The 16,119-nt window shown below is 74.9% G+C and carries 2 protein-coding genes (1 of these 2 running past the window's edge); both read right to left on the bottom strand.

The features are described 5' to 3' along the window. Nucleotides 1–21 precede the first annotated feature (21 nt). Entirely contained in the window at nucleotides 22–14,361 is a 14,340-nt protein-coding gene (locus tag AC5L3C_RS33260; RefSeq protein WP_493652829.1) for a type I polyketide synthase, read from the bottom strand. Next, nucleotides 14,294–16,119 carry the 3' portion of an SDR family NAD(P)-dependent oxidoreductase gene (locus AC5L3C_RS33255; protein ID WP_493652828.1) on the bottom strand. The gene runs 14,317 nt beyond the window's last position, so 1,826 of the gene's 16,143 nt are visible here — the last part of the coding sequence; its start codon lies beyond the right edge, outside the window — the gene reads right to left on this strand; the stop codon is at nucleotides 14,294–14,296. The genes AC5L3C_RS33260 and AC5L3C_RS33255 overlap by 68 nt, the downstream gene beginning before the upstream one ends.

Here is a 16,119-nt window from a genome sequence, read left to right as displayed (position 1 = left end):
TCCCTCTGCGTTGATCGGCGGTCACGACATGCCCAACTCGTTGTCGATGAAGGCGAAGATCTCGTCGTCGTCGGCCGCGTCGAGGCGTTCTTCGACGACGTCGCCGCCGGCGGCCCCGCGTGCCTTGGCCAGCAGGTCGTGGAGCCGGCCGGTCAGCTCCTCGCGGTGGCGCTCGTCGTCCAGGAGCGTGCTGAGCCGCTCCAGTTCGGCCAGTCCGGGAAGCTGCCCGGTCTCCGGTCCGGGTGCGAGTTCGTCGGCGAGGTGGCCGGCGACGGCGCGGCACGTCGGGTGGTCGAAGAGCAGGGTGGCGGGCAGCCTCAGTCCGCTTGCGGCGCCCAGCCGGTTGCGCAGTTCGACCGCGGTCAGCGAGTCGAAGCCCACCTCCAGCAGGCCCCGGTCGACGTCGAGGGAACCGGCGTCGGCGAAGCCCAGCACGGTGGCCGCGTGGTCGCGGACCAGGTCGAGCAGGGCCCGCCGGCGCTGGGTGTCCGTCATGGCGGACAGCCGCTGGGCCAGGCCCGCCGCCCCGTCGGCGCCGGTGCCGGTGCCGGCGGCGGTGCGCCGTACGGCCGGGCGCACCAGGCCGCGCAGCACCGCGGGCACCTCGCCCTGCGCCTGGACCGCGTCGGTGTCCAGGCGCAGCGGCAGCAGGACCGGGTGGTCCTCGGCGAGCGCGGTGTCGAACAGTTCCAGGCCCTCGGCCGGCGGGAAGGGGATGATGCCGCCGCGTGCGATGCGTTTGAAGTCGTTGGCGTCGAGGTGGCCGCTCATGCCGGTGTCGTTGGCCCACAGGCCCCACGCCAGTGAGGCGGCCGGCAGGCCCCGGGCCCTGCGGTGGTGGGCCAGGGCGTCGAGGAAGGCGTTGGCCGCCGCGTAGTTGGCCTGTCCCATGCCGCCGAGGACGCCCGCGATGGAGGAGAAGACGACGAAGGCCGACAGGTCGGGTCCGGTGAGTTCCTGGAGGTTGAGGACCGCGTCGACCTTGGGCCGCAGAGTGGCGTCCAGTTGCTCGTCGGTGATCGACGCCACGATGCCGTCCTGGACGACACCGGCGGTGTGGACGACGGCGGTGACCGGGTGCTCGGACGGGACGCCGGCGAGGAGGGCGGCGAGGGCGTCGCGGTCGGCGACGTCGCAGGCGGCCACCTCGACGTGGGCGCCCAGTGCGGTCAGTTCCCGGTGCAGCCGTGCGGTGCCCTCACCGGCCGGGCCGGTACGGCTGGTCAGCAGCAGCCGTTTGACGCCGTGTGCGGTGACCAGGTGCCGGGAGACGTGGGCGCCGATCGCGCCGGTGCCGCCGGTGACCAGGACGGTGCCGCCGCGCTCCCACTGCGGCGCGGCGTCCGCGGCGTCCGCGGCTCCTACGGGGACGCGTGCGATGCGGTGGGCGTAGGCCCGTCCGTCGCGCAGGGCGATCTGCGGCTCGGCTCCGGCGAGAACGCGCGCGACGGCGGCGGCCGCCCGGTCCCGGTCCTCGTAGTCGTGGTCGACCAGGACGAACCGGTCCGGGTGTTCGGTCTGCGCGGAGCGGACCAGGCCCCAGACGGCGGCGCCCGCGAGGTCGGTCACGTCGCTGTCGGGGGTCGCCGGCACCGCGCCGCGGGTGGTGAAGACGAGCTTCGCGCCGGCCCGGTCGGCGGCGAGCCAGTCGCGGATGTCGGCCAGCGCCCGCCGGGTGGCGCGGCGCACGGCAGCCGCGTCCTGCCCGGGCTCGTAGCCGCGCGTCTCGAACGCGGGAACGGGCGAGGGGGCGGCGGGCAGCGGAATCTCGGTGAACTCGGGGCGGAACAGGGTCCGGTGGGTGCGTCCGCCGCCCGTCGCGGTCCGGGCGGGCGCGGCGGGCCGCAGGGCGAGCGACTCGGCCGTGGCGACCGGGGCTCCGGTGCCGTCGGCCAGGACGACGGACATCGAGCTGTCCCCCGTGGGCGCCATCCGCAGCCGGACGGCGGCGGCGCCGGCCGCGTGCAGGGTGACTCCGCTCCAGGCGAAGGGCAGCCAGGCCCGGCCGCTGCCGCTGAGCACGCCGAAGGCGAGGGAGTGCAGCACGCTGTCGAGGAGGGCCGGGTGGAGTCCGAACCGGCCTGCCTCGGACCGCAGGGAGGCGGGCAGGGCGGCCTCGGCGAACACCTCCTCGCCGCGCCGCCACACCGCCGTCAGGCCCTGGAAGGCCGGGCCGTAGGCGAAGCCGCTCTCGGCGAACCGCTCGTACAGGCCGGTCACGTCGACCGGTTCGGCGCCCGGCGGCGGCCACTGCGTGAGCGTCGCGGCGGCCGGCGCGACGGGCGTGGCGCCCGGCGACAGCACACCGTCGGCGTGCCGGGTCCACCCCTCGCCGTCCGGCGCGTGCTGCGGCCGGGAGAACACCTCCAGGCCGCGGGTGCCGTCCGCGTCCTGCGGGCCCACGCGCATCTGCAGGACGACGGCCCCGTCCTCGGGCAGCACCAGCGGTGCCGCGAGGGACAGTTCGTCGACCCGGGCGCAGCCGACCTCGTCGGCCGCCCTGACGGCCAGTTCGAGGAAGGCGGTCGCCGGGAACAGGGCCTCTTCGAAGACCTCGTGGTCGGCCAGCCAGGGCGTGTCGTGCGGGGACAGTCTGCCGGTGAACACGTAGGTGTCGGTGCCGGCGACCTCGACGGCGGCGCCGATCAGCGGGTGTCCGGTGGCGAGCAGACCCGCCGACGTCACGTCGCCGGCGCCGGCGGTGTCGTCGAGCCAGTGGCGCTCGCGCTGGAACGCGTAGGTGGGCAGCGGCACTCGGCGTACATCGCGGTCCTCGAGGACCCGTTCCCAGTCGGGGGCGGCCACCTCGGCGTGGTAGCGGCCGAGGGCGGCGGTGACCGCCTCGGTCTCGTCGCGGTCCCGGTGCAGCAGCGGGATCAGCACGGCCGGGTGCTCCAGGCAGTCCTGGGCCGGCGCGGTGAGGGAGCCGTCGGGGCCGATCTCGACGTACGCCGTCACGCCGGCCCGTTCGAGGGCCCGTACGCCGTCGAGGAACCGGACCGTGCCGCGGACGTGGCGCACCCAGTAGTCCGGGGTGCGCAGCTCGTCGGCGCCGGCGATCTCGCCGGTGACGTTGGAGACGACGGGGATGCGCGGCGGGTGGTACTCCAGCCGGGCCGCGACCTGGCCGAACTCCTCCAGCATCGCGTCCATGTGCGGGGAGTGGAAGGCGTGGCTGACGCGCAGCCGCTTGGTCTTGCGGCCGTCGGCCGCGAGCCGGTCGGCGAGGCCCAGCACGGCGTCCTCGTCACCGGCGACGACGGTGGCCAGTGTGCTGTTGACCGCGGCCACGGTGGCCCGGTCGCCGTACTCGGCGAGGTACGGCAGCACCGTCTCCTCGGGCGCCATCACGGACACCATGGCGCCGTCGGCGCGCATGGCCTGCATCAGCCGGGCGCGCTCGGCCACCAGCAGGGCGGCGTCCGGCAGGGACAGCACCCCGGCGACGTGTGCGGCGGCCAGTTCGCCGACCGAGTGGCCGATGAGCAGGTCGGGGCGCAGACCCCAGTGCTCGGCGAGCCGGAACAGGGCGACCTCGACGGCGAACAGGGCCGGCTGGGTCCAGGCGGTGCGGTCGAGCAGGCCGGCGTCCTCGGGATCCGCGGCGCCGAGTACCTCGTGCAGGGGGCGGTCGAGCAGCGGGTCGAGGGCGGCGCACACGGCGTCGAAGGCGGCGGCGAACACCGGGAACTCGCGGTGCAGCCGCAGCCCCATGCCCGGCCGCTGGCTGCCCTGGCCGGCGAAGAGGAACGCCACGCGGGGCTCGGCGGGCGGCACGCTGCCGGTCACCGAGCGCAGGGCGGCGCGGACCGCGTCACGGTCGCCGTGCGGCACGACCGCCCGGTGCTCCAGGTGGGCGCGGGCGGTGGCCAGGGTGTGGGCGACGTCGGCGAGCCGCAGGTCCGGGTGGTCCGCGAGGTGGCGGTCGAGCAGGTCCGCCTGGGCGCGCAGCGCCGGTGCGCTGCGCGCGGAGAGCACCAGCGGCACCGGAAGCGGCTCGCGCCGGCCGGCGGTGGCGGCCGGTTCGTCGTCCGGGGCCTGCTCCAGGATGGTGTGGGCGTTGGTGCCGCTGACGCCGAAGGAGGACACGGCGGCGCGGCGCGGGTGGCCGGTCTCCGGCCACGGTGTGTTCCCGGTGACCAGGTCGACGCGGCCGGCGCTCCAGTCGACGAAGGGCGACGGCTCGTCCACGTGGAGGGTGGCGGGCACCGTTCCGTGCCGCATGGCGAGCACCATCTTGATGACGCCCGCGATGCCGGCGGCGGCCTGGGCGTGGCCGATGTTCGACTTGACCGAGCCCAGTAGCAGCGGCCGGTCGCGGTCCTGGCCGTAGGTGGCCAGCAGCGCCTGTGCCTCGATGGGGTCGCCCAGCTTCGTGCCGGTGCCGTGCGCCTCGACCACGTCGAGTTCCGCGGGTGTCAGGCGGGCGCTGGTCAGGGCGTCGCGGATGACGCGCTGCTGGGAGGGGCCGTTGGGTGCGGTCAGGCCGTTGGACGCGCCGTCCTGGTTGACGGCGCTGCCGCGCACCAGGGCCAGCACCGGGTGGCCGAGGCGCCGGGCGTCGGAGAGCCGTTCCAGTACGACCAGGCCGACGCCCTCGGCCCAGGCGGTGCCGTCGGCGGCGGCCGCGAAGGGCTTGCAGCGGCCGTCGGCGGACAGGCCCCGCTGCCGGCTGAACTCGATGAACGAGGTCGGGGTCGCCATCGCGGCGGCACCGCCGGCCAGGGCCAGCGTGCACTCGCCGGAGCGCAGGGACTGCGCGGCGAGGTGGATGGCGACCAGCGAGGACGAGCACGCGGTGTCGACGCTGACGGCCGGGCCCTCCAGGCCGAAGGTGTAGGAGATGCGGCCGGAGGCGACGCTGCCCGCGCTGCCGATGCCGAGGTAACCCTCCACCTCCTCGGGGGCGTTGCGCACCCGCAGGCCGTAGTCGTGGTAACTGGAGCCGACGAACACGCCGGTGCGGCTGCCCTTGACTGACCGAGGGTCGATGCCGACGCGCTCGAAGGCCTCCCAGGTGGTCTCCAGGAGCAGCCGCTGCTGCGGGTCGATGGTGGCCGCCTCGCGGGGCGAGATGCCGAAGAAGGCGGGGTCGAAGTCGGCCAGGTCGTGCAGGAAGCCGCCTTCGCGGACGTATGTGGTGCCGTGGTGGCCGGGGTCCGGGTCGTAGAGGGCGTCCAGGTCCCAGCCGCGGTCGGTGGGGAACGGGGTGATGGCGTCGCCGCCCTCGCTGATGAGGCGCCAGAAGTCCTCCGGGGTGCGGACCCCGCCGGGGAAGCGGCAGGAGAGCCCGACGATGGCGACGGGGTCGTCGGTGCCGGCGGCCGCCGCGTCCATCGCGGTCCCGGTGCGGACGTCCGGCTCGCCGAGCTCCGTCATCAGGTGGTCGACGACGGCGGCCGGGGTCGGGTGGTCGAAGACCAGGGTGACGGGGAGACGCAGGCCGGTCGCGGCGGAGAGCTTGTTGCGCAGTTCCACCGCGGTCAGCGAGTCGCAGCCGAGGTCCTTGAAGACCCGGTCGCGGCCGATCGCGTCGGCGCCGTCGTGGCCGAGGGCCTCGGCGGCGGCCGTGCGCACCAGCTCCAGGAGCGCCGCCCGGTCCGGTGCGGCCGTCCGCTCGGGTGCGGCCTGTGCGGTGAGCGCGGCCACCTCGGGCAGGTCGGCGATGAGCGGGCTGGGCCGCAGGGAGGTGAAGGCGGCGACGAAGCGGTCCCAGGCGAAGTCGGAGACGATGACGTGTGGTTCGCCCGAACCGACGGCCTGCGGCAGGGCGGCGACGGCGCGCGCGGGGTCCATGGCGGGCAGGCCGTCGCGGACCAGTCGGGCGGCCACCGCCTCGTCGGTCAGGCTCCTGCCGCCCCACAGCCCCCAGGACACGGAGGTGGCGGGCAGGCCGAGGTCGCGGCGGTGCAGGGCCAGCGCGTCGAGGAAGGCGTTGGCCGCGGCGTAGCCGCCCTGCCCGGTGCCGGCGAGGGTGGAAGCCAGCGAGGAGAACAGGATGAACGCGGACAGGTCCGTCTCGCGGGTCAGTTCGTGGAGCACGAGCGCGGCGTCGGCCTTGGGGCGGGCCACGCCGGCCGCGCGGTCGGCGGTGAGGGAGTCGACCACACCGTCGTCGAGGACGCCCGCCGCGTGCACGACGGCGGTCAGCGGGGTCTCGGCCGGGATGCCGGCCAGCAGCTCCGCGACGGCGTTCCGGTCGGCCACGTCGCAGGCGGCGACGGTGACGTGGGCGCCCAGCGCGCGGAGTTCGGCGGTGAGCTCGTCCGCGCCGGGGGTGTCCGCGCCACGCCGTCCGGTCAGCAGCAGGTGCTCGGCGCCGGCCGTGGCCAGCCAGCGGGCCACGTGCCCGCCGAGGGCACCGAGACCACCGGTGACGAGGACGGTTCCGCCGGGCTGCCACGGCCGTGCGGGGCCGGGCCGGTCGGCGTGCGCGAGGCGGCGGCAGTGGACGCCGGACGGACGCAGGGCCACCTGGTCCTCGCCCGGCTCACCGGTGAGGACGGCCAGGAGGCGTTGCGCGGCCTGGTCGTCGAAGACGGCGGGCAGGTCGACCAGACCGGCCCAGCGGTCCGGGTACTCGACTCCCGCGGCGCCGCCCAGACCCCACAGGGCGGCCTGCGCGGGCGCGGTCACGGGGTCGGCGGGGCCGACGGAGACGGCGCCGCGGGTGGCGGCCCACAGCGGGGCGTCGATACCCGCGTCGCCCAGGGCGCCGAGCAGGGCCACGGTCATCGGCAGGGCCGCGGGCAGCACGGTCTCGTCCGACCAGGGCCGGTCGGTGAGTCCGAGCAGGGAGAGCACGCCGGCGGGCTCGTGCCCGTCGGCGGCCGCGCGGAGCCGTGCCGCGCCGGTGGTGCGGTCGTCGGCCGCTTCCCACGGCACCACGAGGGGGGTGAGGCCGTGCCGGCGCAGGGCGTCGAGGTGGGCGGTGACGTCGGTGCCGTCCGGGGTGACGACGAGCCAGTCCCCGGTGGCACGACGGGACGGCAGGTCGTGCCGGACGCGCCAGTCGACCCGGTAGCGCCAGGCGGCGGTGTCCTCGGCCGCGGGCAGGTCGCGTGGTGCGAGGGGGCGCGGTACGAGCCAGTAGTGCTGCCGCTGGAACGGATAGGTGGGCAGGTCGACCCGGCGGCCGCCGCGGTGCACGGCGCTCCAGTCGACCGCGGCACCGCGCGCGTACAACTCGCCCAGCGAGGTCAGGAAGCGGTCCGGGCCGCCCGCCTCGCGGTGCAGGGTGCCGACGACGACCCCGCCGTCGGCGGCCTCCATGGCCTGCTGCACCCAGATCGCCAGCACCGGGTTGGGGCTGACCTCCACGAAGGTGTCGTAGCCGTCGGCGATCAGCTGGTGGACGGCCCGGTCGAACTCCACGGTCTCGCGCAGGTTGCGGTACCAGTACGCGGCATCCAGTGCGGAGCCGTCCAGCCACGCGCCGGCGGTGGTCGACCAGAAGCCGACGGCCGCCGGGCGCGGGGTGACGCCGTCCAGCACCCGCAGGAGTTCGTCGTGGATGCGCTCCACCTGGGCGGAGTGGGCGGCGAAGTCGGCACCGGGGATGGGCCAGCGCAGGACGCCCTCGTCCGACAGCGCGGCGCTCAGCTCCTCCAGCGCCTCGGGGTCGCCGGAGACGGTGGCGGAGGCGGGCCCGTTGACGGCGGCCACGCCGATCCGGCCGCCCCAGGCCAGGACGCGTTCGCGCAGCGGCTCGGCGGCCATCGCCACGAACATCATGGCGCCCTGCCCGGCGAGGGCGGTGAGCGCCTTGCTGCGCAGCGCGACGACCGTCGCAGCGTCCTCCAGGGAGAGCGCGCCCGCCACACAGGCGGCGGCGATCTCGCCCTGGCTGTGGCCGACCACCGCGTCGGGTTCGACGCCGCAGGACCGCCACAGCGCGGCCAGCGAGACCATCACGGAGAACAGCACCGGCTGGATGCGGTCCACCTGTTCGTAGTCGCCGCTGCGCAGCACCTCGGACGGCGACCAGTCGATGTGCGGGGCGAGCGCGCGCTCGCACTCGGCGAAGCGTTCGGCGAACACCGGGGCGCTCTCCAGCAGTTCCAGGGCCATGCCGGTCCACTGGGTGCCCTGGCCGGGGAAGACGAACACGGTGCGGCGGCCGGCGTCGGCGGTGTGCACGGGCGCCTCGCCGTCGCACACCGCCCGGAGGCCGGCGGCCAGTTCCTCGCGGTCCGCGTTGACGACGACGGCGCGGCGCTCGAAGGCGGTCCTGGTGGCCAGCGAGTGGGCGATGTCGAGCGGGCCCGCGTCGAGGAGTTCGGTGTCGAGCCGGTCCAGCAGGGCGCGCGCCTGGTCGCGTACGGCCTCCTCGGTGCGGCCCGACAGGGTCCACGCCACGGTCGGCGCGGGCCCGTCGTCCTCCGCGGCCGGCTCCTCGACGGGGTCGGCCTGCTCGATGATGACGTGCGCGTTGGTGCCGCTCATGCCGAACGACGACACACCGGCCCGCCGCGGTCCCTCCCAGGGCCGCGCCTCGGTCAGCAGCTCGATGGTGCCGGCGGACCAGTCGACGAACGGCGAGGGCACGTCCGCGTGCAGGGTCCGGGGCAGTGTGCCGTGCCGCATGGCCTGGAGCATTTTGATGATGCCGGCCACGCCCGAAGCCGCTTGGGTGTGCCCGATGTTGGACTTGACCGAGCCCAGCCGCAGCGGCCGGTCCGCGTCGCGGTCCTGGCCGTAGGTGGCCAGCAGCGCCTGCGCCTCGATGGGGTCGCCCAGCTTCGTGCCGGTGCCGTGCGCCTCGACCACCGGCACGTCGGCGGGGTCGAGGCCGGCGTTGGCCAGGGCCTGCCGGATGACGCGCTGCTGCGAGAGCCCGTTGGGCGCGGTCAGGCCGTTGGACGCGCCGTCCTGGTTGACGGCGCTACCGCGCACCAGGGCCAGCACGGGGTGCCCGTTGCGCCGGGCGTCGGAGAGCCGCTCCAGCAGCAGGACGCCGACGCCCTCGGCGATGCCGAATCCGTCGGCCTCCGCGCCGAACGGCTTGCACCGGCCGTCGGCCGCCAGGCCGCGCTGCCGGCTGAAACCGGTGAAGGACAGGGTGGAGCCGAGGATGGTGGCGCCGGCGGCCAACGCGAGCGAGCACTCGCCGGACCGCAGGGCCTGCGCCGACAGGTGCACGGCGACGAGCGAGGACGAGCAGGCGGTGTCGACGGTCAGCGCCGGTCCCTCCAGGCCGAGCGCGTACGCGACACGGCCGGAGAGCACGCTGCTGGAGATGCCGGCGATGAGGTGACCCTCGGCCTCCTCGGGAACCCGCTCGCCGTCACCGCCGTAGCCCTGGTAACTGGCGCCGACGAAGACACCGGTCGGGGTGCCGCGCAGTGCGGTGGGGTCGATGCCGCCCCGCTCCAGGGCTTCCCAGGACGTCTCCAGGAGCAGCCGCTGCTGCGGGTCCATGGCCAGCGCCTCGCGCGGGCTGATGCCGAAGAAGGCCGGGTCGAACAGGCCGGCGTCGTAGACGAAGCCGCCCGCCCGGGAGTAGGTGGTGCCGGGCCGGTCGGGGTCGGTGTCGTAGACGCCGCCGAGGTCCCAGCCGCGGTCGCCCGGCAGCTCGGATATCGCGTCACGGCCCTCGGCGAGCAGCTGCCACAGATCCTCGGGGCTGCGGACGCCGCCCGGGTAGCGGCAGCTCGCGGCGACGATGACGACGGGGTCGTCCCCGCTGGGCACGGTGACCGCGACCGGGGCGGCCGGTGCCGCCGCCGTGCCGAGCAGTTCGTCGCGCAGGTGGCCGGCGAGCGCGGTGGCGGAGGAGTGGTCGAAGACGACGGTGACCGGCAGCCGCAGGCCGGTCGCGGCGTTCAGCCGGTTGCGCAGCTCCACCGCGGTGAGCGAGTCGAAACCCAGCTCGCGGAAGGCACGGCCCGGCTCGATCTCGGCGGCGGAGTCGTGGCCGAGCACGGCCGCCGCCTGCGTACGTACCAACTCGGCGAGCAGTTCGCGCTGTTCGGCGGCGGACAGGGGGCGCAGCCGGTCCAGCAGGGGTGAGCCGGTCGTGCCCAGGGCCGTGGTGTCGTCGTCCTGGCCGGCCAGCGCGGCCCTTGCGTCGGGCAGGTCGGAGATGAGGGGGCTGGGCCGGGCCGAGGTGAACACCGGGGCGAAGCGGTCCCAGTCGACGGCGGCCACCACGACGACCGTCTCGTCCCGGTCCAGTACCTGCTGGAAGCTCTCGATGGCGAGCGCGGGACGCATGAAGGGGATGCCGCGGCCGCGCAGTTGCCGCTCGGCGAGGTTGGCGGCCATGCCCTTGCCGTCCTGGGGGGCCCAGATGCCCCACACCACCGAGGTGGCGGCGAGCCCGCGGGCGCGCCGGTTCTCCGCGAGGCCGTCGAGGTAGGCGTTGGCGGCGGCGTAGGCGCCGTGGTCGGCGCTGCCCCAGACCGCGGAGATGGACGAGAACAGGACGAACGCGTCCACCTCGCCGATCAGTTCGTCCAGGTGGGCGGCGCCGAGCACCTTCGCGTGCAGGGTATCGCCGAATTCGGCGAGGCCGGTGTCGGGCAGCGGTACGAGACGGCCGGCGCCCGCGGTGTGCATGACGGACCTGACCGGCTCGCCCCGCGCCTGCAGATCGGCGACGAGCGCGGCCAGTTGCCCGCGGTCGGTCACGTCGCAGGCGGCGGTGGTGACGCGGGCGCCCAGGGACTCGAGTTCGGCGGTCAGTTCGTCGGCGCCGGGCGCGTCGCTCCCCTGCCGGCTGAGGAGCACCAGGTGCTCGGCGCCGTTGCGGGCGAGCCAGCCGGCGATCTGCCCGCCGACGGCGCCGGTTCCGCCGGTGATGAGGACGGTGCCGCGGGGCCGCCAGGGAGCGGGAGCGGGTCCGTCGGGCAGCGGGGCGCGCTCGAGCCGGCGCCCGTACACGGCTCCGGGGCGCAGCGCGAGCTGGTCCTCGTCACCGTGGCCGGCCAGCGCGGTCACCAGGGCGGCCGGGTCGAAGCCGGGGGCCAGGTCCAGCAGTCCGCCCCAGCGCCGCGGGTACTCCAGCGCGGCGACGCGTCCCAGGCCCCACACCAGGTTCTGCGCGGCGCGGGGTACCAGGCCGTCGTCGCCGGTGGAGACCGCGCCGCCGGTCAGGCACCACAGCGTGGCGTCGACGCCGGCGTCCTCCAACGCCTGCACCAGGGCGAGGGTGAGAGCCGTACCGACCGGCACCACGGCGTGCTCCGGATGCGGCCGCTCGTCCAGTCCGGCCAGCGACACGACCCGGTCCAGGGGTCGCGGCACATCGGCGAACCGCCGCGCGAGCGTCCGCCGGTCGCTGTCCGCGGCGGTCAGCTCCGCGCGTGTCACGGTGGCACCGGCGTCCTCGAGCGCCCGGCACACCTCGTCCATGAGGGGGTGGCCGGTCTCCGGTACGAGCAGCAGGCAGTGGCCGGACCATCGGCCGGGCCCGCCGCCGGGCAGCGACTTCCAGGTGACGCGGTAGCGCCAGGAGTCGACCGTGGCTCGGGGGTCGTGGCGGTTGCGCCAGTCGGACAGGGCGGGCAGCACGTCGCTGAGCGGGGTCCGCGGATCCAGTCCGAGCAGCTCCCCCAGGCCGCCGTCCTCGACCGTCCGCCAGAAGAGGTTCTGCTCCGACTCGGCCATGCCGATGCTGTCCTCCAGCCAGTACCGCTTGTGCTGGAAGGCGTAGGTCGGCAGGTCCCGGCAGGGCGGGACGCCTCCGTAGAACGGGGTGAAGTCCACCTCGACTCCACGGACGAAGAGTTCACCCGCCGACGTCAGGAACCGGCGCAGACCGCCCTCGTCGCGGCGCAAGGTGCCTGATATCACCGCTTCGTCACCGACGGTCTCGTCCAGCCCCACCGTCAGGACGGGGTGGGCACTGACCTCGACGAAAGCGCCGTGGCCGTCGCCGGCCAGCTCCCGTACTGCCGCCTCGAACTGGACCGTCCGGCGCAGGTTGCGGTACCAGTACCCGGCATCGAGGCCCGTGCCGTCGGCCCATCCGACGTCCACGGTGGAGAAGAACGGCACCCTGGCCGCGCGGGGTGACACGGGCGCGAGCACGTCCAGGATCTCCTGACGGATCTCCTCCACATGGGCCGAGTGCGAGGCGTAGTCCACCGGAACACGGCGGGCCCGCTCCACGGAGGACAACACCGCCTCCAGACCGGCCGGATCACCCGCCACCACCACCGAGGACGGGCCGTTCACCGCCGCCACCGACACACCCTCCGGCAACAACCGTTGGACCTCATCCACCGGCAACGGCACCGACACCATGCCCCCACGACCCGCCAGGACGGTGATGGCCTTGCTGCGCAGGGCGACGACGCGCGCACCGTCCTCCAGCGACAACGCACCCGCCACCACAGCAGCGGCGATCTCCCCCTGCGAATGCCCCACCACCGCATCAGGGCGCACCCCCACCGACTCCCACACCGCAGCCAGCGACACCATCACCGCCCACAACACCGGCTGCACCACATCCACCCGGTCATACACACCCGAGCGCACCACCTCCGCCAACGACCAGTCCACAAACGGTTCCAACGCACGCTCGCACTCCCCGAACCGCGCCGCGAACACCGGCGACGACCCCAGCAGTTCCACCGCCATCCCCGACCACTGCGACCCCTGCCCCGGAAACACGAACACCGTCCTGCCCACCGGCCCCGCCACACCACCCGCCAACGCCTCACCATCCGCCACCGCCCGCAGACCCGCCGCGAACTCCTCCGCCGAACCACCCACCACCACCGCACGATGCTCAAACACCGACCGCCCCCACAACGCCGCACCCACCGCCGCGCGGTCCTCCCCCACCAGCGGCCCAAGCTGTGCCGCCTGCGCACGCAACGCCCCCACCGAACGCCCCGACACCACCCACGGCACCACACCCGACGGCACACCCGATGACTCAACCGGCTCCCCCACCGGCGCCTGCTCCAGAATCAAATGCGCGTTCGTCCCACTCACACCGAAGGCGGAGACACCGGCCCGGCGCGGAGCACCCTCCTCCACCCACTCCCGCGCCTCGGTCAACAGCTCCACCCGGCCCGCCGACCAGTCGACGGCCCGGCTCGGGGTGCCGACATGCAGCGTCTTCGGCAGCACCCCGTGCCGCATGGCCATCACCATCTTGATGACCCCGCCGACACCGGCCGCCGCCGCCGAGTGGCCGAAGTTGGACTTCAACGAGCCCAGCCACAGCGGCCGTTCGCGGTGGCGGCCGTAGGTGGCCAGCAGCGCCTGCGCCTCGATCGGGTCGCCCAGCCTGGTGCCGGTGCCGTGCGCCTCGACCGCGTCGATGTCGCCCGGGGAGAGCTGCGCGTTGGCGAGCGCGTCCTTGATGACGCGCTGCTGGGAAGGGCCGTTGGGCGCGGTCAGGCCGTTGGAGGCGCCGTCCTGGTTGAGTGCGCTGCCGCGGATCACGCCGAGGATCCGGTGGCCGTTGCGCCGCGCGTCGGAGAGGCGTTCGAGAACCAGGACGCCGACGCCCTCGGACCAACCGGTGCCGTCGGCGGCGTCGGCGAACGCCTTGCAGCGGCCGTCGGGCGACAGACCGCGTTGCCGGCTGAAGGCGATGTACGCGTCCAGGGTGGCCATCACGGTGACGCCGCCGGCCAGCGCCATGGTGGCCTCGCCGGTGCGCAGTGCCTGGACGGCCAGGTGGATGGCGACCAGCGAGGACGAGCAGGCGGTGTTGACGCTGACCGCGGGCCCTTCGAGGCCGAGGACGTAGGAGACACGGCCGGACACCACACTGTCCGCGGTGCCGGTGTCGAGCAGTGCCTGGAGTTCGGGGACGTCCCTGGAGCGGTCGCCGTAGCCGTTGCCGATGGCGCCGATGTACACACCGGTCCTGGTGCCGCGCAGCGTGTGCGGGTCGAGTCCGGCGCGTTCGACGGCGGTCCAGGCGGTCTCCAGGAGCAGCCGCTGCTGCGGGTCCATGGAGAGGGCCTCACGGGGCGAGATGCCGAAGAAGCCCGCGTCGAACAGGTCCGCGTCGTGCAGGAAGCCGCCGTTGCGGGTGTAGGACGTGCCGTTGCGTTCCGGGTCGGGGTCGTACCGGCCCTCGAGGTCCCACCCCCGGTTGGCGGGCCACTCGGTGATGGCGTCGGTGCCTTCGGCGACCAGGTTCCACAGGTCCTCGGGGGACCCGACGCCGCCCGGGTAGCGGCAGTCCATGCCGACGATGGCGATCGGCTCGTGCCGGGCCCGGCGGGCCTCGCGCAGGGCCTCCTTGGTCTGGCCGAGCTCCGCCGTGGCACGCCTGAGATAGTCGAGCAGTTTCTTGTCGTCTGTCATGGTGTGAGCGGGCTCCTCAGGCACTGCCGAAATTGTTGTCGAGTAGGTCGAACAGTTCGTCGGCACTGGCCGAACCGAGTTCACCGGCGTCGGCCGGTGCGATGCGCTCGTTCCAGCGGCGCAGCAGGGTGTGCAGTCGGGTGCTGATCTCGTCCACGACCGGCAGTTGTCCCAAGGTGCGTTCCAGACGGTCGAGTTCGGCCAGGACCGGGGCCACCGGGTCGGGTTCGGCGAGCAGTTCGCCGTGCAGGTGGTCCGCGAGGGCGGCCGGTGTCGGGTGGTCGAACACCACCGTCGGGGAGATGCTCAGTCCGGTGGCCGCGCAGAGCCGGTTGCGGAACTGGACGGCGAGCAGCGAGTCGAAGCCGAGGTCGGCGAAGGGGGCGTCGGGTGGAAGGGCCCCGGGCGTGTGATGGCCGAGGGCGGCCGAGGCCTGCTCGGTGACGAGATCGAGCAGGGCCCGGCGCCGGTCGGCTTCCGGCAGTGCGGACAGCCGCTGGGCGAGGTCGTCCTCGTGCTCCTGCGGTGCGGCCTCGGGCAGTTCGGAGATGAGGTCGAGCCGGCGCGGGGTGGAGACGGCCGAGACGATGCGGTTCCAGTCGACGTCGGCCACGATGAGCGTGGGCTCGTCGCGTTCGACGGCCCGGCGGACCGCCGCCATCATCGTGTCGGTGGACACCGGTGTCTCGGCGGGTGCCTGCGGTTCCCAGCCGCCGACGGCGACGGTGACGGCGCGGACGCCACGGTCGCGCAGCCGGGCGGTGTGCGCGGCCAGGCCCGCGCAGCGGGCGGTGGCGGCGGCCTGCCGTGCCGCGCCCCAGACGCCGCTGAGCGGGTGGAGCAGGACGAAGGTTTCCATGGTGCCGTGGGGTTCGGCCGGCACGGACGGCACGGCCTCGGTGACCGGGCCGGCGGGCGGCTCGGCGGGCGCGACCTGGATCACGGTGCGCTCGCCAGGTTCGGGCGGTGCGGCGGGGTCGGCGCTGACGCGGACGCCTTCGGCGCCGTGCCGCTCCAGCCAGCCGGTGATTCCGGCGGCCAGGAGCCCTTCGGCGCCGCGGACCAGGACGCGGCCGGGTGCCCAGCGTTCGGCGGGCGGCGTGGCCTGCGGGGCGCGGACCAGGCGCCGGGCGCGGACGGCGTCGGCGCGGACCTTCACCTGGCTCTCGGTGCCGCCCAGCACGGTGCGCAGGCGGCGTACGACGGTGTCGTCGAGGTCGGCGGGCAGGTCGACGAGGCCGCCCCAGCGTTCCGGCTGCTCCAGGCCGGCGACCTGGCCGAGGCCCCACAGCGCGGCCTGCTCGGGGTCCCGCTCGGCCTCGGTGGTGAGACACCACAGGGGGGCCTGGACGCCGGCCGTCTCCAGGGCCCGCAGGAGGGCCGGGGTGTCGGCGGGCGGCAGCAGGGAGAGCACTCCGGCGACGGGGCCGGTCAGGTTCTTGAGGCCGGCGTCGGTGGTGACGGGTCCGGGCAGGGCGGCGACGAGCGGGTGGCCGCCGTCGGGCACGACGACCGCCCAGTCGTCCAGCGGTGTCTGCGCGTCCTGGTCGGGCAGGGCGTGCCATTCGGTGCGGTACAGCACGTCGGGAGCCTGCTGCGGGGTGCCGGCGGTTCTGCCGGGTGTGGGCTGCCAGTAGTGCTCGCGCTGGAAGGGGTAGGTCGGCAGTTCGGCCCGCCGGCCGGGGCCGGTCAGGGCCGTCCGGTCGACGTCGGCGCCGGCGACCCACGCCTCGGCGAGGGCGGCGTGCATGCGGCCCCGGCCGCCCTCGCCGCGCCGGAGGGTGCCGACGGTGGAGACGGGGAGTCCGGCGTCCGCGGCGGTGCCCTCGATGCCGGCGGTCA

The sequence above is a fragment of the Streptomyces speibonae genome (assembly GCF_984686075.1).
Note: the sequence above shows the minus strand (reverse complement) of the source record. Positions and strands in the feature narration are given on the sequence as shown.